The sequence below is a fragment of the Kribbella rubisoli genome, from assembly GCF_004217145.1.
Classification (GTDB): Bacteria; Actinomycetota; Actinomycetes; order Propionibacteriales; family Kribbellaceae; genus Kribbella; species Kribbella rubisoli.
Genome location: NZ_SHKR01000014.1, coordinates 326,878 through 350,281, shown reverse-complemented (window position 1 = coordinate 350,281; position 23,404 = coordinate 326,878). Strand labels below are relative to the sequence as shown.

The 23,404-nt window shown below is 68.9% G+C and carries 23 protein-coding genes and 1 riboswitch; of the genes, 4 read left to right on the top strand and 19 right to left on the bottom strand.

Annotated elements, in window-relative coordinates:
• Positions 1-13 precede the first annotated feature (13 nt).
• From EV645_RS27230 to EV645_RS27170, 13 genes are all read right to left on the bottom strand, one after another.
• Positions 14-1,318: a sugar ABC transporter permease gene (locus EV645_RS27230; protein WP_198681881.1), complete on the bottom strand. Its 1,305-nt coding sequence runs from the start codon at positions 1,316-1,318 to the stop codon at positions 14-16.
• Positions 1,315-2,139 (bottom strand): ATP-binding cassette domain-containing protein, encoded by an 825-nt coding sequence (locus EV645_RS27225; RefSeq protein WP_242000692.1) that lies wholly within the window; start codon positions 2,137-2,139, stop codon positions 1,315-1,317. The genes EV645_RS27230 and EV645_RS27225 overlap by 4 nt, the downstream gene beginning before the upstream one ends.
• A gap of 122 nt (positions 2,140-2,261) precedes the next feature.
• The gene (locus EV645_RS27220; RefSeq protein WP_130446854.1) at positions 2,262-3,338 is read right to left on the bottom strand and encodes an ABC transporter substrate-binding protein; all 1,077 of its coding nucleotides are present in this window, start codon (positions 3,336-3,338) and stop codon (positions 2,262-2,264) included.
• A gap of 79 nt (positions 3,339-3,417) precedes the next feature.
• Entirely contained in the window at positions 3,418-4,593 is a 1,176-nt protein-coding gene (locus EV645_RS27215; RefSeq protein WP_130446853.1) for an ROK family transcriptional regulator, read from the bottom strand.
• Between the two features lie 149 nt (positions 4,594-4,742).
• A complete protein-coding gene (cobS, locus tag EV645_RS27210; protein ID WP_130446852.1) occupies positions 4,743-5,528 on the bottom strand; it encodes an adenosylcobinamide-GDP ribazoletransferase in 786 nt (261 codons plus the stop codon).
• Positions 5,525-6,052: a bifunctional adenosylcobinamide kinase/adenosylcobinamide-phosphate guanylyltransferase gene (locus EV645_RS27205; RefSeq protein ID WP_130446851.1), complete on the bottom strand. Its 528-nt coding sequence runs from the start codon at positions 6,050-6,052 to the stop codon at positions 5,525-5,527. Before EV645_RS27205 ends, cobS begins: the two co-directional genes overlap by 4 nt.
• A complete protein-coding gene (locus EV645_RS27200; protein ID WP_130446850.1) occupies positions 6,045-6,851 on the bottom strand; it encodes an ECF transporter S component family protein in 807 nt (268 codons plus the stop codon). The genes EV645_RS27205 and EV645_RS27200 overlap by 8 nt, the downstream gene beginning before the upstream one ends.
• Complete coding sequence (locus tag EV645_RS27195; protein ID WP_130446849.1) at positions 6,848-8,458, bottom strand: ABC transporter ATP-binding protein; 1,611 nt, start codon at positions 8,456-8,458, stop codon at positions 6,848-6,850. The genes EV645_RS27200 and EV645_RS27195 overlap by 4 nt, the downstream gene beginning before the upstream one ends.
• Complete coding sequence (locus EV645_RS27190; protein WP_130446848.1) at positions 8,455-9,540, bottom strand: energy-coupling factor transporter transmembrane component T; 1,086 nt, start codon at positions 9,538-9,540, stop codon at positions 8,455-8,457. The genes EV645_RS27195 and EV645_RS27190 overlap by 4 nt, the downstream gene beginning before the upstream one ends.
• A 13-nt stretch (positions 9,541-9,553) precedes the next feature.
• Entirely contained in the window at positions 9,554-10,261 is a 708-nt protein-coding gene (locus EV645_RS27185; protein WP_130446847.1) for an SCO2322 family protein, read from the bottom strand.
• Between the two features lie 105 nt (positions 10,262-10,366).
• A riboswitch (cobalamin riboswitch) is annotated at positions 10,367-10,501 on the bottom strand.
• Positions 10,490-10,699: a hypothetical protein gene (locus EV645_RS27180; RefSeq protein WP_130446846.1), complete on the bottom strand. Its 210-nt coding sequence runs from the start codon at positions 10,697-10,699 to the stop codon at positions 10,490-10,492. It overlaps the preceding riboswitch by 12 nt.
• A complete protein-coding gene (locus tag EV645_RS27175; protein ID WP_130446845.1) occupies positions 10,699-11,709 on the bottom strand; it encodes an aldo/keto reductase family protein in 1,011 nt (336 codons plus the stop codon). The genes EV645_RS27180 and EV645_RS27175 overlap by 1 nt, the downstream gene beginning before the upstream one ends.
• A gap of 36 nt (positions 11,710-11,745) precedes the next feature.
• A complete protein-coding gene (locus EV645_RS27170) occupies positions 11,746-12,333 on the bottom strand; it encodes a DUF3043 domain-containing protein (RefSeq protein ID WP_130446844.1) in 588 nt (195 codons plus the stop codon).
• Positions 12,334-12,499: 166 nt separating this feature from the next.
• Here EV645_RS27170 and EV645_RS27165 point away from each other — a divergent pair, with 166 nt between their 5' ends.
• The 4 genes from EV645_RS27165 to EV645_RS27150 all read left to right on the top strand — a co-directional run bounded on the left by EV645_RS27165 (position 12,500) and on the right by EV645_RS27150 (position 15,978).
• Positions 12,500-13,339: a PspA/IM30 family protein gene (locus EV645_RS27165; RefSeq protein WP_130446843.1), complete on the top strand. Its 840-nt coding sequence runs from the start codon at positions 12,500-12,502 to the stop codon at positions 13,337-13,339.
• Positions 13,336-13,611, top strand: a complete 276-nt coding sequence (pspAA, locus tag EV645_RS27160; protein WP_130446842.1) for a PspA-associated protein PspAA — start codon at positions 13,336-13,338, stop codon at positions 13,609-13,611. Before EV645_RS27165 ends, pspAA begins: the two co-directional genes overlap by 4 nt.
• Positions 13,612-13,841: 230 nt before the next feature.
• The gene (locus tag EV645_RS27155; protein ID WP_242000690.1) at positions 13,842-15,368 is read left to right on the top strand and encodes a sugar transferase; all 1,527 of its coding nucleotides are present in this window, start codon (positions 13,842-13,844) and stop codon (positions 15,366-15,368) included.
• Positions 15,369-15,435: 67 nt separating this feature from the next.
• Positions 15,436-15,978 (top strand): RNA polymerase sigma factor, encoded by a 543-nt coding sequence (locus EV645_RS27150; RefSeq protein ID WP_157997160.1) that lies wholly within the window; start codon positions 15,436-15,438, stop codon positions 15,976-15,978.
• A gap of 39 nt (positions 15,979-16,017) precedes the next feature.
• Here the strand turns inward: EV645_RS27150 and EV645_RS27145 are convergent, their stop codons facing one another.
• From EV645_RS27145 to EV645_RS27120, 6 genes are read right to left on the bottom strand one after another with little or no spacing between them, the layout of a single operon-like run.
• Positions 16,018-16,398, bottom strand: a complete 381-nt coding sequence (locus EV645_RS27145; protein ID WP_130446840.1) for a hypothetical protein — start codon at positions 16,396-16,398, stop codon at positions 16,018-16,020.
• A complete protein-coding gene (locus EV645_RS27140; protein ID WP_130446839.1) occupies positions 16,398-18,032 on the bottom strand; it encodes a right-handed parallel beta-helix repeat-containing protein in 1,635 nt (544 codons plus the stop codon). The genes EV645_RS27145 and EV645_RS27140 overlap by 1 nt, the downstream gene beginning before the upstream one ends.
• 13 nt (positions 18,033-18,045) lie before the next feature.
• Positions 18,046-19,248 (bottom strand): glycosyltransferase, encoded by a 1,203-nt coding sequence (locus EV645_RS27135; protein WP_130446838.1) that lies wholly within the window; start codon positions 19,246-19,248, stop codon positions 18,046-18,048.
• On the bottom strand, positions 19,245-20,492 hold the full coding sequence (locus EV645_RS27130) for an O-antigen ligase family protein (RefSeq protein ID WP_130446837.1): 1,248 nt from the start codon (positions 20,490-20,492) through the stop codon (positions 19,245-19,247). Before EV645_RS27130 ends, EV645_RS27135 begins: the two co-directional genes overlap by 4 nt.
• Positions 20,489-22,126 (bottom strand): YveK family protein, encoded by a 1,638-nt coding sequence (locus EV645_RS27125; protein ID WP_130446836.1) that lies wholly within the window; start codon positions 22,124-22,126, stop codon positions 20,489-20,491. The genes EV645_RS27130 and EV645_RS27125 overlap by 4 nt, the downstream gene beginning before the upstream one ends.
• The gene (locus tag EV645_RS27120) at positions 22,123-23,337 is read right to left on the bottom strand and encodes a Wzz/FepE/Etk N-terminal domain-containing protein (RefSeq protein ID WP_198681880.1); all 1,215 of its coding nucleotides are present in this window, start codon (positions 23,335-23,337) and stop codon (positions 22,123-22,125) included. The genes EV645_RS27125 and EV645_RS27120 overlap by 4 nt, the downstream gene beginning before the upstream one ends.
• Positions 23,338-23,404: the final 67 nt, after the last annotated feature.

Genomic DNA, 23,404 nt, shown 5'->3' with positions numbered 1-23,404 from the left:
GCCCGTGGTGTGCTCAGGCGCGGCCGTGGGCCTGGCGGCTCCGGCGGCTGAGGGAGTCGATGGTGACGGCGATCAGCAGTACGCCGGCGGTCACCATGTAGCGGACGCTCGAGTCCAGGCTCAGCAGCGCGAGGCCGTTGGAGATCGACATGATCACCAGCGCGCCGAGCAGTGCGGAGTACGCCGAACCGCGGCCACCGAACAGGCTGGTGCCGCCGATGACGGCCGCCGCGATCGCGTTCAGGTTGGTGTCACCGCCGCCGCTGCTCTGATTCACCGCGACCAGCCGGGCCGCGGCCAGCAGACCGCCGATGGCGGCGAACGTCGAGCAGGCCGCGAACACGGACAGGTAGATCATCCGCACGTTGATACCGGCCCGCCGGGCGGCTTCTACATTGCCGCCGACCGCGACGACCGAGCGGCCCCAGCGGGTACGCCGTACCGCGAGATCCGTCGCGACCACCAGCGCGAGGAACAGCAGGAACATCGACGAGACACCGCGGTCGCCGTTCAGGATCAGCACTGCCACCAGCAGCACGACAGCCATCGCGGCGGCCTTGATCACGATCATCGACGTCGGAGCCGTTGATAGACCCGCCGCGGCCCGGGCGCCCCGGGTGCGGAGACGGGTCAGCACGTACGCCGCGACGACGACGGCGATCAGCGCGTAGGCGATCGCGGGGGAGAGGAAGCTCCGGGTCGCGAAACCGACCAGCGCCGAGTCGTACGGGAGGTTCAGCGAACCTTCCTTCCCCAGCACCAGCAACTGCAGGCCGAGGAAGCCGAGCAGGCCGGCCAGCGTGATCACGAAGCTCGGTACGCCGAAGCGCGTGTAGAGCGCGCCGTAGAACAAGCCGATGACCAGGCCGAGGGCGACGCCGACGACCAGCGAGAGCACCAGCGGCCAGCCCTTGTTGACGAAGGTGACGCCGAGAACCGCCCCGGACAGACCGCTGACCGACCCGACCGACAGGTCGATCTCACCGAGCAGCAGGACCAGGACGATGCCGAGGGCAATCACTCCGACCGAGGTGGTCTGCAGCGTCAGGTTCACCAGGTTGCGGCTCGACAGGAACGACCCGTTCGCGATCTGGAAGACCGCCCAGATGATCACCAGACCGATCACCACCGGGACTGAGCCCAGGTCGCCGGAGCGCAACCGGGCGGTGAAGGCGGAGACGGCGCCGCTGATCCCGCTGGTCGCGATCAGCCGTTCGTCCTGCAGGTCGGCGGGTAGCTGTTCGATCCCGTTCGCTTCGGGTGTGGCCGGCGTGCTGGTGGTGTCCTGGGGACGGGTGCCCGATCCGTGCAGGCTCATGATGCGGGACCCTCCTCCCGGCTTCGGCGCGCTGCACGCTCCGAGACCGCGTTGTCAGTGGCGCCGGTGATGGCGGCGATGATGTCTTGCGTCCTGGTCTCGCTGACCACGAAGACGCCGTTGTTGCGGCCGAGACGAAGTACGGCGACCCGGTCGGCCACCGCCATCACGTCGGCCATGTTGTGGCTGATCAGGATCACGGCCAGGCCGCGTTCGCGCAGCCGCTCGACCAGGTTGAGGACCTCGGCGGTCTGAGCGACGCCGAGGGCCGCGGTCGGTTCGTCCAGCATCACGACCTTGGGCCGGCCGAGCAGGCTGCGGGCGATCGCGACGGTCTGGCGCTGACCGCCGGACAGGCTGGCGACCGGGATCCGGACCGACGGGATCTTCGCGGACAGCTGCCGGAGCAGCTCCCACGACTGGCGTTCCATCTCGACCTCGTCGAGGACGCGGCCCTTGCGGAGCTCGCGGCCGAGGTACAGGTTCGCGACGACGTCGAGGTTGTCGCACAGCGCCAGGTCCTGGAACACGGTGGCGATCCCGAGCTGCTGCGCCTCGGCCGGGCTGCCGACGCGTACGGCGCGGCCGTCGAACACCATGGTCCCGTCGTCAGCGGTGTAGACGCCGGCGATGGTCTTCACCAGCGTCGACTTGCCGGCGCCGTTGTCGCCGACCAGCGCCAGGACTTCGCCGGCCCGGACCTCCAGCTCGATGTTCTTCAGGGCCTGTACGGCGCCGAACCGCTTGGAGATCCCCTGCAGCGTCAGCACGGTACCGGCGCCGACGTCGGGAGGAGCCGGGGTAGCCGAGGGAAGTGTCACGAGATCAGCCTCCAGGACTTATTTCACGCCATGATCCTCGCCGGGGCGCGGTTGGGGAGAGGTCCGGCGTAGCCCCCCGCACCTCACTGCGGGGGGCTACGCCGAGGGCGGGCCGGTTCCGACTAGTTGCTGGACAGGCCGGCCGCGGCGCAGGCGGCGGCGAACGACGCGGTGCAGATGTCGCTGACCTTGTAGATGTTGTCCTTGATCACGGTGTCCTTGATGTTGGCCTTCGTCACCGCGACCGGGTCGAGGATCGTCGACGGCACCCCGTTCTTGTCGGTGGTCGACTCGGGCTTGCCGCCGTTCGCCAGCGCCACCGCACCCTTGGCGGCGGCCTCGGCCTGCGGCTTGACCGCCTTGTAGATCGTCATCGCCTGGTCGCCGGCGACGATCCGCTGGATCGCGGCCAGCTCCGAGTCCTGACCGGTCACCGGTGGCAGCGGCGTCACGCCACCGCCCTTGAGCGCTGCGATCGCACCGCCGGCGGTGCCGTCGTTGGCGGCGTACACGCCGACCAGTCCGTTCTTGATCGCGCTCAGCTGGCCTTCCATCCAGGCCTGCGCCTTGTCCGGACTCCAGTCCGGGGTGTCGAACTCGGCGGCGATCTTGAACCCGCTCGAGTCGAGCACGCTATGCGCGCCCTTCTTGAAGTCGGCCGCGTTCGGGTCGGTCGGCGAGCCGTTGATCATTGCGATGTTGCCCGACGTCTTACCGGCCGCCTTCAGGTCGTCGACCAGGGTCTGCGCCTGGAGCTTGCCGACGGCTTCGTTCTCGAACGAGACGTAGTAGTTGGCGTTCTCGATGAACCGGTCGTACGCGACCACCGGAACGTTCTGCCCCTTCGCGGAGCTGACGACGGCGGCGGCCGCCTTGCCGTCGACCGGGTCGAGGACGAGCACGTTCGCACCCTGGGTCAGCGCGGCCTCGGCCTGCTGTTGCTGCTTCGACGCGTCCTGGTCCGCGTTGCTGTAGATCAGCTCGCAGTTGCCGCAGGCAGCCTTGAGGGCTTCGGTGAACAGCGGACGGTCGAGCGCCTCGTACCGGGTGGTCTTGGACTCGGGCAGCAACAGCGCGATCTTCTTCGCGCCGCCTGAGCCGCTGCCGGAGTCGTTGTCGGAGCCGCAGGCCACCAGGGAGACGGCCAGGGCCGAGACGGCGATGCCGAGCCCGACGAGACGAGTTGCTGAGAAGGACATATGGCGGCTCCTTGACGAGACGGCCCGGTTGGCCTGCCCGAAGTCAAGCCCCCCTGAGTCTTGGCGTCAAGACTTGAATTCAAGAAATGGAGATATTGGTGTGACTCAGCACCGACGCTCGGTGGATGGCACCGACGATGTCGGCCTCGTCGCCGAGCTCGGCCGGGCGGAGTTCGACGGTCGCGGCGGCGCTCGGGATCGCGCAACGGTCCAGCGCTTCACGCAGCGGGGCGAGGATGAGTTCGCCGGCTTCGGCCATCAGGCCGCCGACGACGACAACCTCAGGGTTGAGCAGGTTCACCACGCCGGCCACCGCCACGCCGACCCGGCGGCCGGCGTCCTCGATCACGCGACGGCAGCCGACGTCTCCGCCGAGGGCGCGGATCACGATGTCCTTCAACCGCAGTGGTCCGTGCGAGGCGGCCAGGCTGTTGATCAGCGCCCGCGAGCCGACGAACGTGTCCAGGCAGCCGCGGTTGCCGCACCGGCAGATCGGCCCGTTCTCGTCGATCGTGACGTGCCCGATCTCGCCCGCCGTACCGGCTGAGCCGCGGAACACGTCGCCGTTGATCACGATCCCCGCCCCGACGCCGTACGAGAACTTCAGATAGCAGCCGTTCCGTACGCCGCGGAGCGCGCCGGCCCGCAATTCGCCCAGCGCAGCAAGGTTTGCGGTGTTGTCGAGGGCGACCGGGGCGCGGAGGTGAGCGGCCATCGCCTCGGTCACGTTCACGCCGCGCCAGCCGGGCAGTACGGCGTCGGAGCCGGCCTCGCCGCTGACCGAGTCGACCGGCATCGGCAGCCCGAACCCGATCGCGGAGATGTTCTCGACGCCGGAGCTGACCGTCTCGGCCAGATCGGCGAGCAGCCGGGCGGCGCGCTCCATGCCGTCGTCGGCGACGTGGTCGGCCTGCAGCGGCATCAGTTGGTGGGCGAGGATCTCGCGGGACTCGTCGGCGATCGCGACCCGGACGTCACGCTCGCCGAACGCGACACCGGCGAGCAGACCGCCGCCGGATGCGAGCGAGACGAGTACGGCGCGGCGGCCGTTGCGGATGCTGCGGGACAGGCCGACCATGCCGGCCTGGTCCAGCTCCTTGACCATGTTCGACACGGTGGCCGCGGACAGGCCGGACGCGGCGGCGATCTCGACCTGGGTGAGCGGGCCGTGCTGCCGGACGACCCCGAGAACGCGCGCACGGTTGGCTTCGCGGAGCGAAGCCTGCGATCCCGGCGCCGGGCGGGTTGCGTTCATTACATAAAGATAACGGATCGCGGGGCGAGCGCGGCCGCTCCGCGCTCGTGAACCAGGAACATCGTCTGCAACCTCGCTGTCACTACCCCACTAGAACGTTCAACGGCGACAGTAGACCACTTCGGTTTGAGGGTGGTGGAGACAGGCTTTCAGACGGTCAGAGCGAGGGTGAGCAGGGCCAGCGGGAGGGCCAGCTCGATGGTCGCGCCGAGGACGTCGCCGGTCGTGCCGCCGAGGGCGGTCTGTGCGCGGCGGGTGGTGGCGAGGCTCGTTGCGACGGCCAGCAGGACGGCGGCGGCGGAGCCTGCGAGGCGGCTCGAGGACGGCCAGGTCAGGGCGAGGGCGGCGGCGAGTACTACGGCCGTGGCGGCCGTGGCTGTGAGCGGGCGGACCGTGCCGGCGACGAACGTACCGAGGCCGTCGGGGCGGGCCGCGGGGACCGACGTACGGCAGGACCAGGGGAGGGTGAGGCGGCTCGCGGTGGTGGCGATCAGGACGGCTTGCCAGCCGTAGCCGGACTGGATGCAGGCGCTGAGGGCGGCGACGTCGAGGAGCAGTACGCCGACGATCGCGACGACACCGAACGGGCCGATGTCGCTCTGCTTCATGATCCGCAACATGGTCTCGCGATCCCGCCGGGACCCGAGCGCATCCGAGAAGTCAGCCAACCCGTCGAGGTGCAATCCGCCCGACAGTGCAGCAATCACCAGCACTCCCACCACGGCCGCCAGCAGGTCCGCCTCCGGCTTCACCAGCTGCGCCAGCGCGATCACACCCGCCGCAACCCCACCGATCACCAGCCCCACAACCGGCGCCAGCACCATCGCCCGCCCACCAACCACCCGATCAACCCGCGAGGGAACACCCGCCGGAAGCACCGTGAGCGTCCCGAACGCGAGCCGCACCGCGTCAGCCCATCCGGTCGTGCTCGTCATGTCAGCGGGACGGTTCGGCCGGCGATGGTCCAGAGGACCTGGTCGGAGGCGAGGGAGATGGTGGTGTTGAGGCGGCCCATCAGGTCTCGGAAGAGGCGGGTGCCGGGGTCGGCGGGGACTATGCCGGAGCCTACGTCGTTGCTGACGGCAACCACTCGCCGAGGAGTGGTGGACCAGGCGTCGGCCAGTTCCGCGATCTGTTGTTCGACGGCGTCGGCGCGGTGCAGGTTGGTCCAGACATCGGCCGTGTCCATGGTCCGGGAGAGCCAGAGCGTCAGGCAGTCGATCAGGAGGGGCGGGCCGGGAGTGGAGAGGAGTGGGACCAGGTCGATCGTCTCGGCCAGACCCCAGGAGTCCGGGCGGCGGGACTGATGTTTGGCGACGCGGGCGGCCCATTCGGCGTTGCCTGAGTCGTCCCCGCCGGTGGCGACGTACAGGACGTCGGACTCCAACGACAGCAGGCGTTCGGCGGCGATGGATTTGCCGGAGCGGGCTCCGCCGAGGATCAGGGTTCGGTCAGACATCGGTCCTCCGCTCGAAAACTACCGGCGCCTCGAAGGCCGCCTTCCGCGCCGTACGGCGGAACGCGTTCAGGATGGGCCGCCCCAGCAGCAGGACAAGTACGGCGGACAGGATGCCGCGCGGGATGTCCCAGCCCAGCGAGGTCGCCACCACGAACAGGAAATATCGGTGCAGGTTCGCCGCCAGTTCGTCACCGGGGACGAAGGAGAAGTCGCTGCCGAACGTCGCGTACGGCCAGAACCACAGGTTCATGATCACGCCGTACAACACCCCCGACACCATCGAGTACGCCGCCAGCAGCAGCAACTCCAACCGCCCGCCGACCCGCGGCAACAGCCCCGCAAGACACCCGACCCACGCGCACGCGAACATCTGGAACGGCATCCACGGCCCGACCCCGCCGCTGATCAACGCCCCGCCCAGCAACGACACCGCCCCGAGCACGAACCCGAACCCGGCGCCGAACGCCCGCCCCGCCAGCACGAGCACGAAGAACCCCGGTTCGAGCCCCGCCGTACCCGGACCCAACGCCCGCAACGCCGCACCGACCGCCGCGAGCATGCCGACCAGCGAGATCACCTTCGCGTCGATCCCGGACTCGGACAGCTCCGCGAGTACGACGGCCACCAGCAACGGCAGCAGCAACACGAACAGCCACGGCGCATCCGTCGTGTGCCCGATCGCGGATGCACCCGCCTGGGACGTCCGGAAGAACAGCGGCCACGCGAACGCGAGTACGCCGACCAGCGACGCGACCAGCAACGTCGCCGTACTCCGCGGCTTCAGCCGGATCAGCCTCACGACGCCCGGTCCAATGCGTCAGCGACTTCTCCGACGGTCAGGAACGGCAACGGGGCAAGGATCTTCGCCACCTGCGGCGCGAACGCCGGCGACCCGGCAATCACCTCGGCCGTATCGCCGTCGCTGACCAACTCGCCCTCTGCGAGCACCATCACCCGAGTGGCGACCTCAGCGACCATCTCGACGTCATGCGTCGACAACACGACCGCGTGCCCGGCCGCGGCCAGCTCGCGCAGAATCGCAACCAGACGGCGCTTGGCGCCGTAGTCCAGCCCGCGCGTCGGCTCGTCCAGCAACAGCAACGGCGGAGCCCCGCACAGTACGACGGCCAGCGCCAGGCAGAGCCGCTGCCCCTCGGACAGGTCCCGTGGATGCTGGTCCAAAGCCACATCTGGAGCCAGCCGCTCGAGCAGCGCTCGGCAACTACCTGCGGGCACTTTGAAGTCGGAGTCCGCGGCAGAACACTCGTCGGCGACCGTCGCGGCATACAGGAGGTCCGCAGGCTCTTGTGGGACCAGTCCGACTGCCTTCACCAGCTGCGCCGGCTTCATCCGGTGCGGGTCGGTACCGGCCGCGACCGCAGTGCCCGACCGAGCCGGCAGGATGCCGACGAGGGTGTTGAGCAGCGTCGACTTGCCCGCGCCGTTGCGGCCCATCAGCGCGACGACTTCACCGGCCTTCACGCTGAGCGAGACACCACGCAGCGCCATCACGTTGCCGTAGCCAACGACCAGATCAGCACACCGAGCCAACTCATCACCCAGCGCAGCAACCGACCTCACCGGTGCAGCACTGTCCAGCTGACGACGTAGCGCGACCGCCGCCCGCCGAGCGTCCCGCACGGACAGGGGGAGCGGCGACCAACCAGCCAGCCGTCCCAGCTCCACCACAGGTGGTGCGACAGGTGCCGTGACCATGCGCTCAGCAGGTAGCCCTGTCGACACCGCAGCGGCACCACCCGGTACTTCGATCACGCGGTCGGCGTACTGGATCACGCGCTCGAGCCGATGCTCAGCCAGCACCACAGTGACGCCCAGGTCGTGCACCAACCGCTGCAGTGCAGCCAGCACCTCTTCGGCCGCCTGTGGGTCCAGCGCAGACGTCGGCTCATCCAGCACGAGTACGGCGGGATGCGACGTGAGAGCTGCTCCGATAGCGGTCCGCTGCCGCTGGCCGCCCGACAACGACGCCAGTGCACGGTCCCGTACGTCGGCCAGCCCCAGCAGGTCGAGCGTCTCCTCGACGCGTCGCCGCATCACATCCGGCGCGATGCCCAGCGACTCCATGCTGTACGCCAGCTCGTCCTCGACCGTGTCGGTGACGAACCCCGCCATCGGGTCCTGACCGACCATCCCGACCACGTCCGCGAGGTCCCGCGGCCGGTACTCCCGGGTGTCCCGTCCGTCGACGAGCACCCGACCGGACAGCGTGCCGCCGGTGAAGTGCGGCACCAGTCCGTTGATTGCCCGCAGCAACGTGGACTTGCCGGACCCGGTCCGCCCGATCACCAGCGCCAGCTCGCCCTCCGGCACGATGAGACTCACATCGCGGAGTGCCGGCTCAGTGGCCCCGTCGTACGTCACAGAGACGCGGTCGAACTCGATCATGCGACCGCCTTCTTCAACGGCGGTGCGGCCAACGCAGGCACCAGCCCGATCAGTACGCCGATAACCGGTAGCCAGGGAACCGGTGGTACGACCAACGGACCGTCCAGCAACAGACCGTGCACGCCACGTGCCGCGGCGGTCACCATCGCACCCGCAGCCACCGCACCAGCGGCCACGACCAGCCACTCGGGCAACGCCCACGGATCAGGCCGGTACCTCGTCCTGGCCACCCGCTGGCGCCCGATCGCCATCGCACCGACCGCCAGCAGTACGCCGACCGCCAGTGCGCCCGCGGCGAACGGGAAAGACATGGAGTCCGTCAGCAGCGCGTAGACGCCGAGCAGGATGCCCAGCAGTCCGAGCAGCACGCACAGCGCTGTGAGCCGACGCTGAGCGCGCGGGGCATGCGCCGTACGGCCGTAGCCGCGGGAGTCCATCGCGGCAGCGAGCTCGACCGACCGGTCCAGGGCACCTTCCAACACGGGCATGGCCGTCGTACGGAAGGAGGCGCGGGTGCGGCCGCGCAAACGGCGTGCGGCGCGGATGCGGCGACCGTCGGTCACCAGTTGAGGCGCGAAGGTCAGTGCGACCACGCAGGCCACGCCCATCTCGTAGAGCGCTGCTGGCAACGACTTCAGCAGGCGCCGTGGACTGGCCAGTGCGTTGGCAGCACCTACACAGCAGAGCATGACGGCCAGCTGCGCACCGTCGTACAGGGCGGTCATCAGAGCCTCTGCCGTGACCTCTCCGCCGAGCTTGACGCCCGCAGCCCACTCAGGCAACGGGATCTGCGGCAGCGTGAACAGCACCGTGTTTCCCTGCGAGCGGGTCGACAGGAGCGCCTGCAGGACCACGCGGACGCCGATGACCAACAGACCGAGCTTCAGGAACGCAGTGAAGCTGTGTGCCCACGGTGCATCGCTCCGGCGCGCTGCCACGACGAATCCGGTCACCGCGAGGATCAGGGCGAGCAGGACCGGGTTGCGGGTCCTGCTGGCCGCCACAGCCATGCAGAGCGCCCACAACCACCAGGCCCCCGGGTGGAGTGCCCGGGGGAGCGTGAGGTGGTGGACGGCGCGCACGACTACTGAGCCACTACTTGGCCGCAGTACGGCGGCGGTTCAGCAAGAAGCCGCCTCCGCCCAGAAGCACCACGACGATTGCCGCGATGATGATGCCGGTCCATGGCGCTCCGCTGTCGTCCTTCGAGGACGCGGCCGGTGTGGGCTGGACGGCCGTCGAGCCCACTGCCGGGCCCACCTGCAGGGTGACAGGCGTGTCGGTGGCGGGGACGTTGATGCTTTTCACCTGGTCGCCGCAGCCCTTGGACGGATAGCCGGCGACGCCGCAGGTGAGGCCCTTCTCGATGCGGACCGGTGCGACGGCGGCCAGGACCTGCGCGCCGTTCGACTTCGGGTCCGTCACCACACAGGTGCCGGTCGGCTGGGCAGGGGTGTCACCGGTGACCGCGTCCTCCGGCGTACCGGGGTCGACGACCAGCGCCACCCGCTTCTTGCCGGTCTCGGGCGGGGTCTTGCCGCAGATCGCGTCGAAGTCGCCGGCGGCCCGGGGCACCCGCGGCTTCGCGCCGCCGACGGCGAACCGCCAGCCCTCGATGCCGCCGTCGGCCGGGACGTAGGCGTCCGCGCCCTTCTGCGAGAAGGCCCAGGTGCCGTTGGTCCACTGGTAATAGCCCCAGAACCGGTAGCCGTCCTCGGCCTGCGCTGTAGTCGCGACAGTCCCAGCAAGCAGGAGACCCGCCAGCAGGCTGAAGACCAGTCGTACGGTCCGATGTGCAGTCATTCTCGTGTCCTCGTTCGGGCCGCAGCCCGGTGGAGGAGATCCCGCCTGCACCGGCAGGGTAGGGGCTCCACCCGCGGACCACGGCGGGTAGGTGAGCCTGTCTGCTTGCGTCACAGTGGTCCGGCTCGCCACCCGTCTCCAGTTGGAGACGGGTGGCCTACGGTTGCGGGTCAGCGCCGGACTTCGACCGGCTTCCCTGTGACGCAGGCGTGTGGTTCGACCGGAACTCTACTCTGCCGACGACAGACTCATCGGCCCGTAGACCTCACGGTTGTCCTCGAGCAGGTAGACCTGGCTGACGCCGCGGTCGGCCAGATCGCGCCAGACCTCGCCCAGCCAGCTCTCCGCGTCACCCTGGGCCGAGAACTCCGCCCCGCCGACCTCACCGGGGTCGACCAGGGCGCCGGAGGCGGTCTCGAACCGCCAGTTCCAGCTCATCACGCCACCCGCGCCTGCGGCGAGTTCTGCGCGGTCTTGGCCGGGTCACGCTCGACGATGCCGCCGAGGACCTCGTCGATCCGCTTCAGCAGACCGTCGTCCAGCTTCACGCCGGAGGCCTTCACGTTCTCGGTGACCTGCTCGGGCCGGGAGGCGCCGACGATCGCGGACGAGACGTTCGGGTTCTGCAGCACCCAGGCGACCGCCAGCTGGGACAGGGACAGGTCGACCTCGGCCGCGATCGGCTTCAGCTCCTGGACCCGGGTCAGCACGTCGTCGGTCAGGAAGCGCTTGATGAAGGTCGCGCCGCCCTTCTCGTCGGTGGCCCGGGAGCCCTCCGGCGGCTGCTGACCGGGCAGGTACTTGCCGGTGAGCACACCCTGTGCGATCGGCGAGAACACCACCTGGCCGATGCCGAGCTCCTCGGAGGCCGGGACCACCTCGGCCTCGATCACCCGCCAGAGCATGCTGTACTGCGGCTGGTTCGAGACGAACGGGATCCGCAGCTCGCGGGCCAGCCGGTGGCCCTCCTGCAGCTGCTCCGCGGTCCACTCCGAGACGCCGATGTACAGCGCCTTGCCCTGCCGGACGACGTCGGCGAACGCCTCCATCGTCTCCTCCAGCGGCGTCTCGGTGTCGTACCGGTGCGCCTGGTAGAGGTCGACGTACTCCGTGCCGAGCCGCTTCAGCGAGCCGTTGATCGACTCGTGGATGTGCTTGCGGGACAGGCCGGTGTCGTTCGGGCCCTTCGGGCCGGTGGGCCAGTACACCTTGGTGAAGATCTCCAGTGACTCGCGTCGCTCACCGGCCAGCGCCTCGCCGAGCACCGACTCGGCCGCCGTGTTGGCGTAGGTGTCCGCGGTGTCGAACGTCGTGATGCCGGCGTCCAGCGCCGCCCGCACGCAGGCCTTCGCCTGCTCGTTCTCCACCTGCGACCCGTGCGTGAGCCAGTTCCCGTACGAGATCTCGCTGACCTTCAAACCGCTGTTGCCGAGAAAGCGAAAGTCCATACGTCTGACCCTACCGTCCGATCAGGATGCCAATTCTTAGTGAGGCTTCTCGCCGCGTTTCACCATCGGCTTCGGCAGCCGCCAGCGGCGCATCTGCATGGTCCGGCGAACGGCGTAGAACCCGAGGCCCTTGGTCGACTCCTTCGGGTACTTCACCCCGACTGCCTTCTTCAGACCGGCCGTCAGCAGGAACCAGTCCGCCGCGATCAGCAGGATCATCGCCAGGAACAGCAGGTTGACCATCCCGGCCAGCCACGGGAACTGCGGCGAGAAGACCACGCCGACCAGCGACACCACCAGCAGGATCGGCAGCGCGAACTCCATCACGGAGTACCGGGCGTCGACGTAGTCCCGGGCGAACCGGCGCACCGGGCCCTTGTCGGCGGCCGGCAGGTACCGGTCGTCGCCGGTCTGCATGGCCGACTGCATCTTGGACCGCTCGGTCCGCACCTTCTCCCGGCGGATCGCCGAGGCCTCTTTGCGGTTGCGTGGCTTTTTGAACGCGGCCTTGCGCGCCGCCTCGGCGTCGCGGCGGCTCGGGGTCGGGCGACCCTTGCCTCCCGCCTTGCCCTGGGGCTCGGCGGGTACGGTGGTATCTGTTTCAGACTTGGAACGACGGAACACGGGGTCAGAACCTCATTCGCAGGGCAGGTCGCGACTCGGGGTGGTCCCCGGACCTCCTTACCACTTTATCGGGGCCGGTCCTGATGGTGTGGTGACCCATAGGGACATAGGGTGGATGACACGCACGCCGGGTCGTCAGTCCGGCACAGAAGGGGTACGGATATCGATGAGCATCTTCAAGCGGATGTCGACGATCTTCAAGGCCAAGGCGAACTCCGCCCTGGACAAGGCCGAGGATCCTCGCGAAACCCTTGACTACTCGTATCAGAAGCAGCTCGAGCTGCTCCAGAAGGTACGGCGGGGCGTGGCCGACGTGGCCACCAGTCGCAAGCGGGTGGAGTTGCAGGCCTCCCAGCTGCAGTCCCAGTCGGCGAAGCTGCAGGAGCAGGCCCAGAAGGCGCTCTCGATGGGCCGTGAGGACCTGGCTCGGGAGGCTCTGACCCGCAAGTCCGGGCTGCAGGGCCAGATCGACGACCTGACCACCCAGCACGCCCAGCTGCAGGGTGAGGAGGAGAAGCTGACGCTCGCCTCCCAGCGGCTGCAGGCCAAGGTCGAGTCGTTCCGGACCCGCAAGGAGACCATCAAGGCCACCTACACCGCGGCCGAGGCGCAGACCCGGATCAACGAGGCCTTCTCCGGCATCTCCGAGGAGATGAGCGACGTCGGTCTGGCGGTCCAGCGGGCCGAGGACAAGACCCAGCAGATGCAGGCCCGGGCCGGTGCGATCGACGAGCTGCTCGCCTCCGGCGCGCTCGACGACGCCAGCGGCACGGTCAAGGACAACATCACCCTGGAGCTGGACCGGATGTCGTCCGGCTCCGACGTGGAGAACGAGCTGGCCGCGATGAAGGCCCAGCTCTCCGGCGGCAGCGCGCCCAAGGAGATCTCCGGTGAGGCACCGGGCGCGGCTCAGCAGTCCGCCCAGACCGCCCAGCAGCCAGTGCAGCAGCCGGCCACGCAGCCTGTGACGGAGCCGGTGAGACCTCAGGACGGAGATGTTCGGTGATCGTTCGCATCATGGGTGAGGGTCAGTGGCGACTGGCCGACGAGAAGCTCGACGCGCTCAACACCGTCGACGGCGACCTGGAGAAGGCCGTGTCGTCGGGTGACGAGACCGCGTACCAGTCCGCCTTCGTCGCGTTACTGGACTTCGTCCGGTCCGGCGAGAAGGTGCCGGACGACGAGCTGCACGACTCCGACGCCATCCTGCCCCCGTCGGACAGCTCGCTCGCCGAGATGCGTGAACTGATCAGCGGCGACGGCTTGATCGCCGGCTGATCACTTCCAGTAGTCGAACGAGACCCCTGGGGCCCTGAAAACGGGTCCCAGGGGTCTTTTGCTGTGAGTGGGGTAGCGCGCCGGTAAACACTGGTGATCAATGCTTTTGTCCGCCGCGTTCCCGTAGTACTGTCTGGGTCACGCCGTTGTGGGGGCGGTGTTGGGCGAGGTCCGTGGCGGGGTGTGGGTTGGTCACGGGTTTCGGTATCACCTGTGGGGGGTGACTGTGCGTGACTGAGTTTGTCATGTCCGAAGGGCTCACTGAGCCGGCTGATCTACGGCCGGCGCCGTCAGGGGAGCGTCGTCGGCCGGTCTGGGTTGTTCCGGACGAGGTGCCGGCAGTGCTGCCGCGCTCGGCCCGGTTCACCGAGGCACGCTGGGTGGCGAAGTACCGTCGGGCATCGTTGGCGGCTGATCTCGGCGCCGGGGTGATCGGTGCCGCGCTGGCACTGGTGGCCCGGTTCGGGGCCTCGATCAACCTCGGCTACTTCGTGCTGGGCGCATTGCTGCCGATCGCGTGGATCGCGTGTGTGGCTTTGCAACGCGGCTACGAGACCAGGTACTTCGGCACCGGACCGGAGGAATTCCGCTCGATCATCCGGGCCGCGGTCGCATTGACCGCGGTGGTCGCGATCACGTCGTACGCGACCAAGAGTGAGGTGGCCCGAGGATTCGTGATCCTCGCGGTGCCGACGACCTGTATCGCGGCGATGGTCGGCCGCTGGTTCCTGCACCGGCAGATCTCCTGGCGGCGGTTCGCCGGCCGGTGCATGCGCCGGGTACTCGTTGTCGGACGCAACGACCAGGTGATGACGCTGACGCGGCACCTGGAGGAGCGGCCGGCCGACGGGTACGTCGTGGTGGCGAGCTGTCTGCCACGCGGCGACGTGTTCGAGGACGCCGAGTTCGAACGGCTGGGCCGGACCGAGATGGACATCCTGGCCGGCGTCGACCAGTTCGACGTCGAAGTGGTCGCTGTAGCTGCCGATCCGGAGCTGGCGGGCCACTCGTTGCGCAAGCTGTCCTGGGCGCTCGAGCAGCGCGGGGTCGAGCTGATCGTCTCGCCGGGCATCGTCGAGGTCGCCGGTCCGCGGATCTCGATCCGTCCGGTCGCCGGCCTGTCGTTGCTGCACCTGGAGCGGCCGTCGGTGAGCGGCGGACCGCACATGCTGAAGAGCATCTTCGACCGGGTGGTCGGATGCCTGCTGCTGCTGGGTGTCTCGCCGATCCTGCTGGTCACCGCGCTGCTGGTGAAGCTCACCAGCCGTGGCCCGGTGCTGTTCCGCCAGACCCGGGTGGGCCGTGGCGGCGAGCAGTTCAAGATGCTGAAGTTCCGCACGATGGTGGCCGATGCCGAGGCCCGCAAGGCCGAGCTGCACACGCTGAACCAGGGCAACGGGATCTTGTTCAAGATGCGGGACGACCCGCGAATCACGAAGGTCGGCAAGTACCTGCGCCGGTTCTCGATCGACGAGCTGCCGCAACTGGTGAACGTGCTCCGGGGGGACATGTCGCTGGTCGGACCGCGGCCGCCGCTACCGGCGGAGGTCGCGCAGTACGCGATCGAGGACGCGCGGCGGATGCTCGTGAAGCCGGGCCTGACCGGCCTGTGGCAGGTCAGCGGTCGCAGTGACCTGACCTGGGAAGAGTCGATGCGGCTCGACCTGCGGTACGCCGACAACTGGTCGATCGCGCTGGACCTGCTCATTTTGTGGAAGACCGCTCGTGCCGTGCTGGGGAGCGACGGCGCGTACTGAAGCAACGCCTTATAGAAGTGCATTCCCGAGGGGGGAATTCGTGACTGCTGTACTGGAAGGATCAGGCGTGGCCCGATCCGAAGCCGCGACCTTGGTGATCGAGGCCGCGGCGGGGGACCAAGGGGCCTGGAGCCGGCTGGTCGACCACTATGCGCGGCTCGTCTGGGCCGTAACCCGCAGTTTCCGGCTGAGCGACAGCGACGCCGCTGACGTTTCGCAGATGGTTTGGCTGCGGTTGCTCGAACACATCAACCGGGTCGACCCCGAGCGGGTCGGCGCCTGGCTGGTCGTCACCACCCGGCGCGAATGCCTGCGGGTGCTGGCGTTCCGTAAGCGGGTGCTGCTGACGTACGAGGCAACGGCGTTCGAGGACGTCGCCGGCGACCAGCCGGAGCTGGACTACGAGCTGCTGGCCGGTGAACGCGCGGACGACGTCCGGCGGGCGCTGGAAAGCCTGCCGGACCGCTGGCAGCAGCTGCTCGGCATGCTGATGGCCGACCCGCCGGCGCCGTACGCCGAGATCTCCGCGACGATCGGGATCCCGATCGGCAGCATCGGCCCGATCCGCGGCCGCTGCCTGGACAAACTCAGACTGCTGCTTGCCTCCTGAGGCAGCAGAGCCCGGTCCGGGCCGCAGATCGTGCTCAGTTCAGAGCATGATCCACGCGGTCCGGACCGGGCGTTGTGCTGTGCCCGGCCAGCGGAGCAGGAAGCTGACCAGCCGGGCGCCGTTCGGTCCCTCGGCGTCGCCGCCGCGGGACTCGACCACCACCGGACCGGACGGCGAGACCCGCAGCTCGATGGTCAGACCGGTCCGGCCGCTCTCGTGGATATCCACGTCGAGCGTGATCCCCTGACCGGAGAACCGCAACCGGCGTACGTCGCCGGACCCGGGCGCGTCGAGGATGCTGTCGAAGATCAGGTCGAGGACGTCGAGATCCCGCTCGTGCCGCCCGAACGCGGCGTAGCCGACCGAGCGGAGCAGGGCGATCTGCTCACCGACAGCACGCTCCGGCGGTGGCCCGATCATCACCGCTCACCGCTGACTTTGATCACGCTGTCGGAGTCCTGCCCGTACGGCGCACCCTGCCAGCTGGCCCAGTTCACCCCGTTGCCCTGCTCGTGCACGATGAAGTTCCACGGGCCGGAGTACGTGTTGTTGAAGAACCGGTTGCCCTGGTGGAACGTGATCGCATCCTGGATCGTGGCGTTCTTGTACGGCGACCAGTTCGGGAACGTGCCCCAGTTGGAGAACAGCCCGTTGTAGCCGCAGCCGGTGCGGACCGCGCAGGTCTTCCCGATGTTGTCCGGGTCGAGCGCGAAGACGTTGTCGTGCACCCGCACGTTCTGCGTCTTCCACCGGCAGTCGCTGCGGTACGGCTGGGTTTTGATCGTGGTCGCGTTGCAAGTCTTGGCCGTGACGACAGACGGGTTCACCATGGTGCCCGAACCGGTGCTGGTGTTCGCGGGCGAGCCGGCGAACCGGTCGGCGTTCTCCCAGAGCACGACGCCGGCCCAGTTGTCGGTGAAGACGTTGCCGCTGATCTCGAAGGTCTGGTTGAAGACCCCGGGCGCCCGCGGGTCGCTGCCGGACTCGGAGATGTACAGCGCCGGCGTCGGGAAGCCCGCGTTCTCCGGCCCCTTGCCGAGGCCGTTACGGACGAAGGCGTTGCCGCGGATCCCGGCGTTGTAGCTGGTCTCGTAGATCAGGCCCTCGGCGGCGTTGCTGGAGATGTAGTTGCCCTCGATCACGAAGCCGGTGTTGTTGGTGTCGGCCCACAACCCGGCGGAGTGGTTGTCGTGCACCCAGTTCGCGCGCACGACGGCGCCGGTGACCTCCCAGAACTTGCCGCCGCCGGTGCAGCCGCAGCCGCCCTTGAGCCGCTCCCAGTCGTCGGTGTTGTTACCGGCGATCTCGTTGTGGTCGATCGTGATCCCGGCCACCTTGCCCGGGTTGTAGGCATTGAAGCCGTACTGGCCGTTCTCGGAAAGACAGTTGCTGCGGACAACGTTGTGGTCGCCGATCATCAGCCCGGCGCCGGCGTTGTGCCGGATCGTGTTCGCCTGCACCGTCCAGCGGGCGGCCGCGTCGTGGTTGACGACGCCCTCGTCGTTGTTGGTCCGCGGCGCGCCGAAGTTCTGGATGGTCAGGTTCCTGATCGTGACGCCGGTGGCGTACCCGGTGAACGCGTACCGGTTCTTCTTGCCGCCGTCGAGGATCGCCCCGGGCGCCCCGACGTACACGTTGCCGTCCTTCGGGATGACCTGGGCGAACTGTGCGGTGCCGAGCCGGTGCGTGCCCGGTGACAGCCAGAAGGTGGTCCCGGCCGGGTTCTGGGTGGTCAGGTCGTTCAGGTTCTGGGTGGTGCTGACCGCGACCGCGCCCGCCGGGGCGGTTGCCGGGCCCTCGAGGACGCTCGCGTTCGCGCAGATCCTCGCCGGTGGTGCCGTCGGCGCCGGCGGGGCGGGCGACGCCGCGACGGCCGGTGCGGACGTAGCGGGGTCGGCCGCCTTGGCCTGATCGTCCTTGAAGTAGGTGAGCCCGGCGGCCACCAGGGCGGCCGCTACGACAAGCCCCCCGGTCGCCAGGACGGGCGGACGGCGGTACCACGCGCGAGCTGCGGGCGGCTCGCGGCGTTGGGTGCTGTTTCCTTCGGGGGGCATGGCGTCCTCGACCTCAACGGTGGGCGGTGACAGGGTGCTCGATCGCGTACCGGTAGATCTCGAGCAGTTGCTCGATGCTCCGCTCCGGCCGGTGTTTCGTCTCGTACGTCGTGCGCGCCTGCCGGCCGAGCTCGTCGTACCGCGCGGGGGACGCGTCGACGTCGAGCAGCAGCTTGGCGAGCGCATCCGGACGGCCCGGCTCGAACAGCGCGCCGTCGACTCCGTCGGTGATCAGTTCCGGGAACGACCCGTGGCCCGAGGCCAGCGGCGGCACTCCGACCGCCATCGCCTCGATCACCACCAGGCCGAACGTTTCCTCCCACTCCGAGGGCAGCACGACCCCGCGCGACTGCCCGATCAGCTCGAACACCTGCTCCTTGCTCATCAGCCCGCGCAGATCCACCGACGGCCGGGTGGCCGCCCAGGCGGTGACCTCGTCGAGCATCGGCCCGCCGCCGGCGATCACGAGCTTGAGCGCGTCGTCACCGGCGATGGCGCGGTACGCGTCCCAGCCCTTCATCAGCAGCGGAGCGCCCTTGGCCGCGTCCAGCCGGCCGACGTAGGTCACCTGCCGTTGCCGCCGTCCGCCGACGGGGCCGTCGTACGGCACCGCGTTGGGCTTGACGAACGACCGCTCCGGATCGAAGTTCATTGCCCCCAGCAACCGACGCTGCGACTCGGAGATGAAGATGTACGCCGATACCAGCCGCCGCCAGCTCCGACGGTGACCGCGGGCGTTCAGCACTGTGGTCGACGTCGCGAGCGCGGATCCGCGGTAGCAGCGATGGACGACCGCGGCGGTCGGGTTGCCGCCGGCGCAGTCGTGGCACACCTCGCCGTTGCGGAAGAAGTCGCCGCTTGCGCAGAGCAGTTTGTAGTTGTGCAGAGTGATGACCACCGGTACGCCGGCCGAGTTGCACGCGTACAGCACCGACGGGCTGAGCAGCGGGAACGTGTTGTGGACGTGGACGACGTCGGGCCGGTCCTCGGCCAGCGCCGTCGCGAGATCGCGCCGGCTGGTCGGGTTCCAGACCACCCGGCCGGGCAGCGTCGCCTTCTGCACGGCGGACCAGTTCTCGATATCGTCGCTGTGCCGTTCGAAGTGCCGGACGTCGTGCCCGAGTGCGGTCAGCGCCGCGCTCTCCTGATCGACGACCCGGTTCTCGCCGCTCGGTGCGGTCGACCGGTATCTGTTGTGTACCAGCAGGATCTTCATCGCGGTCCCTCGCGGGTCGACGTGTTGTAGACGAGTGACGCGGCCAGCGTCAGGTCGAGCAGGTACGACGACGCTTCGCTCAGGCCGCTCTCGGTGAACGAGGCGATCACGCAGTACGTGACCAGGAAGAGTGCGAGCGCCCGGTGCGGTCCCTGCGGGCGGAACCAGGCGGCGATCAGCACGAACAGCACGAGCATGATCGTGATCGCGACACCGACCAGCCCGACGTCGTAGTACGTGCCGAGCCAGTTGCTGTCGATCGGCAGGCCGTTGAACGACTTGTTCGACAGCCCGAACCCGAACAGGGTCTCGAAGGTCGTCCGCGGCTGGGCCAGGATCGCGTCCCACACGAGCTTCCGACCGGTCAGTGCGCCGAGCTCCTGGGCGTCCTGCCCGCGGGCGAGCCAGGTCGTCACGACCGAGCTGAGGGTGAGTGCCCCGACCGAGAAGACGACGATGCCGATCGTGAATGCCTTGCGTACCCGCGAGCGTCCGGTGAACAGGCTCAGCCCGGCGATCAGTACGCCGACCACCAGCGCGAGCAACGCGGTTCGGGTATGGGTCAGCAGCAGAACCGGAAAGCACACCACCACACTGGTGAGTGCGATCCAGCGGCGGAGGTGGCCGGACATCCAGAGCACGATCGTGAGGCCGGCGGCGCCCGCGGTGTAGTGCCCGACCTGGGTCGGCGGGATCGGCCAGAGGACGCCGGCGAGGCGGTTCTCGGTCATCGCCAGACCCGGTGCCACGAGCAGGCCGACGACCACCGAGCCGACGATCGCCCACAGGATCATCAGGTGCGTCCGCACCAGCAACAGGTCGCGGCGGGGCCACCACGGCGTCAGCAGCCACAGCACCACAGCGAATCCGCACAGCCGTCCGGCCCGGAACAGCGCACCGAACAGGAACTCGGCCCGGATGCTGGCCAGCATCGCTTCGGCGGCCAGGACCATCACCAGGAAGACGAAGACGCTCGGCCGGATCCGGACCGGGCGGTTCACCGACAACGCCACCATCAACGCGCCGACCAGCGCCCCCTGGGCGATCAGCTTGCCGACCGATCCCGGGATCGGCAGGATGTGCGGCGCGCCCGGGAAGAACGTCATCACGTTGAGCACCAGCAGCGCCCACGCCAGCTGCACACGGTGCCGCCGCCGTACCTCCGGCGCGACGACCCGCCTGGTGGGGCGGTGGCCGATCCGGGTGGTCAGCTGGGTACCGAGGCGGGTGGTGATCGTCGTCATCGGCGGAACATCTCGACATCCACGCTCAGCGGACGTCCGGCCTCGGCCTCGGTGATGCCGACGCCCTCGTCGGTGCGGTCCGGACGCAGTACGACGGCACTGTTGATCTCGAGCCCGGCCAGCCGCAGCATCTCGCCGGTGGCCTGGATCTTCGTCGTGGTCGACTGACCCGCGGTCACCACGACGGTGGCGTTGGATGCCCATGTGGCCAGGTGATCGGCGCCGAGCTCCGGCGTCAAAGTGGCAAGAGTCAGGACGACGTCGGCGACCTCCCAGGCCGAGTCGAGCGCGATGTCACCGGAATCCGACGGCCGGTTGCTGTCGCTCAGGTGCAGGTAGCAGCCCTGGGCCGGGCCGCGGGTCTGGTCGGCCCGGTGGACGTCGACGCGCTGCCCGGGCGCGCTGAAGCGCGACTCGTGCGTACCCGGCGTCTTGACTCCGAGGACCCCGGCCAGCCGGCCGGACTCGGTCAGGTCGGCAACCAGCACATGCTTGCCGTCCTCGGCCAGCGCCACCGCCAGCGACGCCACCACGAGCGCACAGGTGTTCACGTCGTCGACGCTCACGACGGCCATCGCCGGTGTGGGGTGCTCACCCCAGAAGATGCGCTGATCGAGGTGCTGCACCATCAACTGCACTTCCGGCGCGGTCCGCTGCGAGGGGCGCAGGTACCGCGGCCGGGGCAGCAGCTGCAGACGCGAGGGTCGCGGGCTGCTCAGCCGGATCCGGGCGCCCAGCGCCTGCGAGATGTCCTGTCGCTTCCACAGCCGGTCGGAGATCAGCGCGCGGACGACGACGAACGCCAGGCCGATGAACAGACCGGCGATCAGGCCGGTGCCGGCGTTGATCACGAGCGTCTTCTTGAGCGAGACCGGTACTGGTGCGGCCACGTCGAGCACCCGGCTGCTGTTCATCCGTAACGCCTCGACCTGCGAGTCGAGCAGCTGCTGCCGGACGTACACGTACTGGTCGCGGGCGGCGCCGAGCCGGACCCCCTCCGGGCTGTTCGGGTGCTTCAGCTCGTTCGCGGTCGGGTCGTCGCCGGTTGCCCGGACCGCCTGCTCGGCCACGGCCAGGTCGTTCTTGGCCTGGGTCTCGTCACGCACGAGCGGGGCGTCCTGCAAGGCAATCTGCTCTTTGCGGTAGATCAGGAAGACCCGCGCGATCACGCCGGCCAGCTTGGTCGCGTCGTCGCTGGTCCTGCCCGCCGCGTTGATCTGGAGCACCCGGTCGGTGTTCGCGACGACGGTGTACTCCTTGAGCAGGTCGTCCTGGCTGATCGGCAGCTTGAGCAGGTCGATCACGCGCTGCGCCACGGTGTGCGTGGTCGCCAGGCTGACATCCGTGGCCATCGCCTTGGTCGGGTCCTCACCGTCGCGGTGGGTGATCAGCAACCGGGTGGCGGACACGCTCGGAGCGGGCACCGCGAAGGTGGCTCCGAGTCCGACGAGAAAGCCCACCATCGCGAGCACGACCCAGACCCGCAGATGGCGGCGGATCGCGTCGCGGAGGAACCGCAGCGTGACCAGTGCGTCCGGCGGGTGCGCGTTCGTCGGCTGGTCGTCGAACAGCCCGTCGTCGTCCGCCCAGGCTGGGTCGCTCACCACAGGTTCCGTGTATGGCTGGTTGCTCATTTGGTCCTCCTCGCGGTGCCGGTGAGGAGGGTGGGCAGCCGCGAGCTCGACCGGCGCATCGACTGGGAGACGCGCCCGATGGTGCGATCCGTCGGGTCCGGATCGGTGACGACGATGCCGTCGATGGAGCGGTCGTCGGCCGCCGCGGCAACCGCCAGCCGCGCGAGTTCCTCGGCGGTGACGGTGCCGGCCGACAGGGCGACGATCGTGTTGGTTGTCGGTTCGGAGCCGACCACGATCGGGTCCTCCCGGTCGACGACGATCAGATGGATGCTCAGCGTCGGGTCACCCGACGGTTCCTGGTGCGAGTCGACCACGATCGAGGTGGTGATGCCGATGGAGTTGGCCAGCGTGGCCAGCTGCGGGCCGAGCGGCAGCGCCTTGTCGTCGCCGGCGAACGAGAGGACGGCCAGCGAGACCGGTGCCTGGCCCTTCACGTCCAGGCCGAGGTGGTGCAGCGTCTTGCGCAGCCCCCACGCCTCGACCGCTGTCGGTGAGTAGTGCTCGAGGAGATAGGCCCAGTCGGACACGTCGTTCGCCTGGTACGACGAGACAGACGCCAGTACCGGCAGACCGACCGCGTCCGCGATCTCGTCCCGCAGCCGCAGCCGGCGGTCGCCGCGCTCCTTGGCCAGTACGCCGATCGATCCGACCACCGCGCCGATCAGGGCGCCGAGAAGTCCGTAGATGCCGAGATGAATCAGCACGTTTCCACCGCGTGCGGTTGTCGCCTGCTCCAACACCCGTGCCCCCGTTTTCTTCCCCAGATCGCCGGGCAGGTTCTGGTCCGTGGTGACGAAGACCAGGTAAACCCCGGCAACAGCGTTCGCCAGCGCCATCGACTGGCTGGCCGTCGTACCCTTGGCGTCGATCTTGATGACGTCCTCGGTGACGGCGGTGACCTTGACCCGGCTGCGGACGACCTCGGTCGTCAGGGCTGGGTTCAGGTTCTGCCCGGCGCTCTTGAGCACCGGCTCGCTCTCCGCGATGAACACCTGCGTGTCGGTGCTCTGCGTGCCCGCGGCCTTCTGTGCGTCGGTCGTCGGCGCGGGCGGCAGCACCACCAGCGAAGTGGCGGTGTGCAGCGGCGGCACGAAGAACCCGACGGCGACCCCGCCGAACAGGCCGGCCGCCGCCACGGCCGCAACGATCCATCGATGCCTGCGGATTGCTCGCCAGGACTTCTTGACGTCGAGCTGCTGTGCGCTCACAGTCCCCTCCAGTCGACCGCCACTTCTTGTCTCGTTAATAGAGGGCGGCGAACCGAGGGTGATACAG

Coding starts and splice junctions, on each gene's coding strand:
- EV645_RS27180 (WP_130446846.1), bottom strand. CDS start 10,699: ATGAGCTGGAACTGGCGGTTCGAGACCGCCTCCGGCGCCCTGGTCGAC.
- EV645_RS27125 (WP_130446836.1), bottom strand. CDS start 22,126: ATGAGCAACCAGCCATACACGGAACCTGTGGTGAGCGACCCAGCCTGG.
- EV645_RS27175 (WP_130446845.1), bottom strand. CDS start 11,709: ATGGACTTTCGCTTTCTCGGCAACAGCGGTTTGAAGGTCAGCGAGATC.
- EV645_RS27145 (WP_130446840.1), bottom strand. CDS start 16,398: ATGATCGGGCCACCGCCGGAGCGTGCTGTCGGTGAGCAGATCGCCCTG.
- EV645_RS27220 (WP_130446854.1), bottom strand. CDS start 3,338: ATGTCCTTCTCAGCAACTCGTCTCGTCGGGCTCGGCATCGCCGTCTCG.
- EV645_RS27185 (WP_130446847.1), bottom strand. CDS start 10,261: ATGACTGCACATCGGACCGTACGACTGGTCTTCAGCCTGCTGGCGGGT.
- EV645_RS27230 (WP_198681881.1), bottom strand. CDS start 1,318: ATGAGCCTGCACGGATCGGGCACCCGTCCCCAGGACACCACCAGCACG.
- cobS (WP_130446852.1), bottom strand. CDS start 5,528: ATGACGAGCACGACCGGATGGGCTGACGCGGTGCGGCTCGCGTTCGGG.
- EV645_RS27165 (WP_130446843.1), top strand. CDS start 12,500: ATGAGCATCTTCAAGCGGATGTCGACGATCTTCAAGGCCAAGGCGAAC.
- EV645_RS27195 (WP_130446849.1), bottom strand. CDS start 8,458: ATGATCGAGTTCGACCGCGTCTCTGTGACGTACGACGGGGCCACTGAG.
- EV645_RS27205 (WP_130446851.1), bottom strand. CDS start 6,052: ATGTCTGACCGAACCCTGATCCTCGGCGGAGCCCGCTCCGGCAAATCC.
- EV645_RS27140 (WP_130446839.1), bottom strand. CDS start 18,032: ATGCCCCCCGAAGGAAACAGCACCCAACGCCGCGAGCCGCCCGCAGCT.
- EV645_RS27130 (WP_130446837.1), bottom strand. CDS start 20,492: ATGACGACGATCACCACCCGCCTCGGTACCCAGCTGACCACCCGGATC.
- EV645_RS27215 (WP_130446853.1), bottom strand. CDS start 4,593: ATGAACGCAACCCGCCCGGCGCCGGGATCGCAGGCTTCGCTCCGCGAA.
- EV645_RS27135 (WP_130446838.1), bottom strand. CDS start 19,248: ATGAAGATCCTGCTGGTACACAACAGATACCGGTCGACCGCACCGAGC.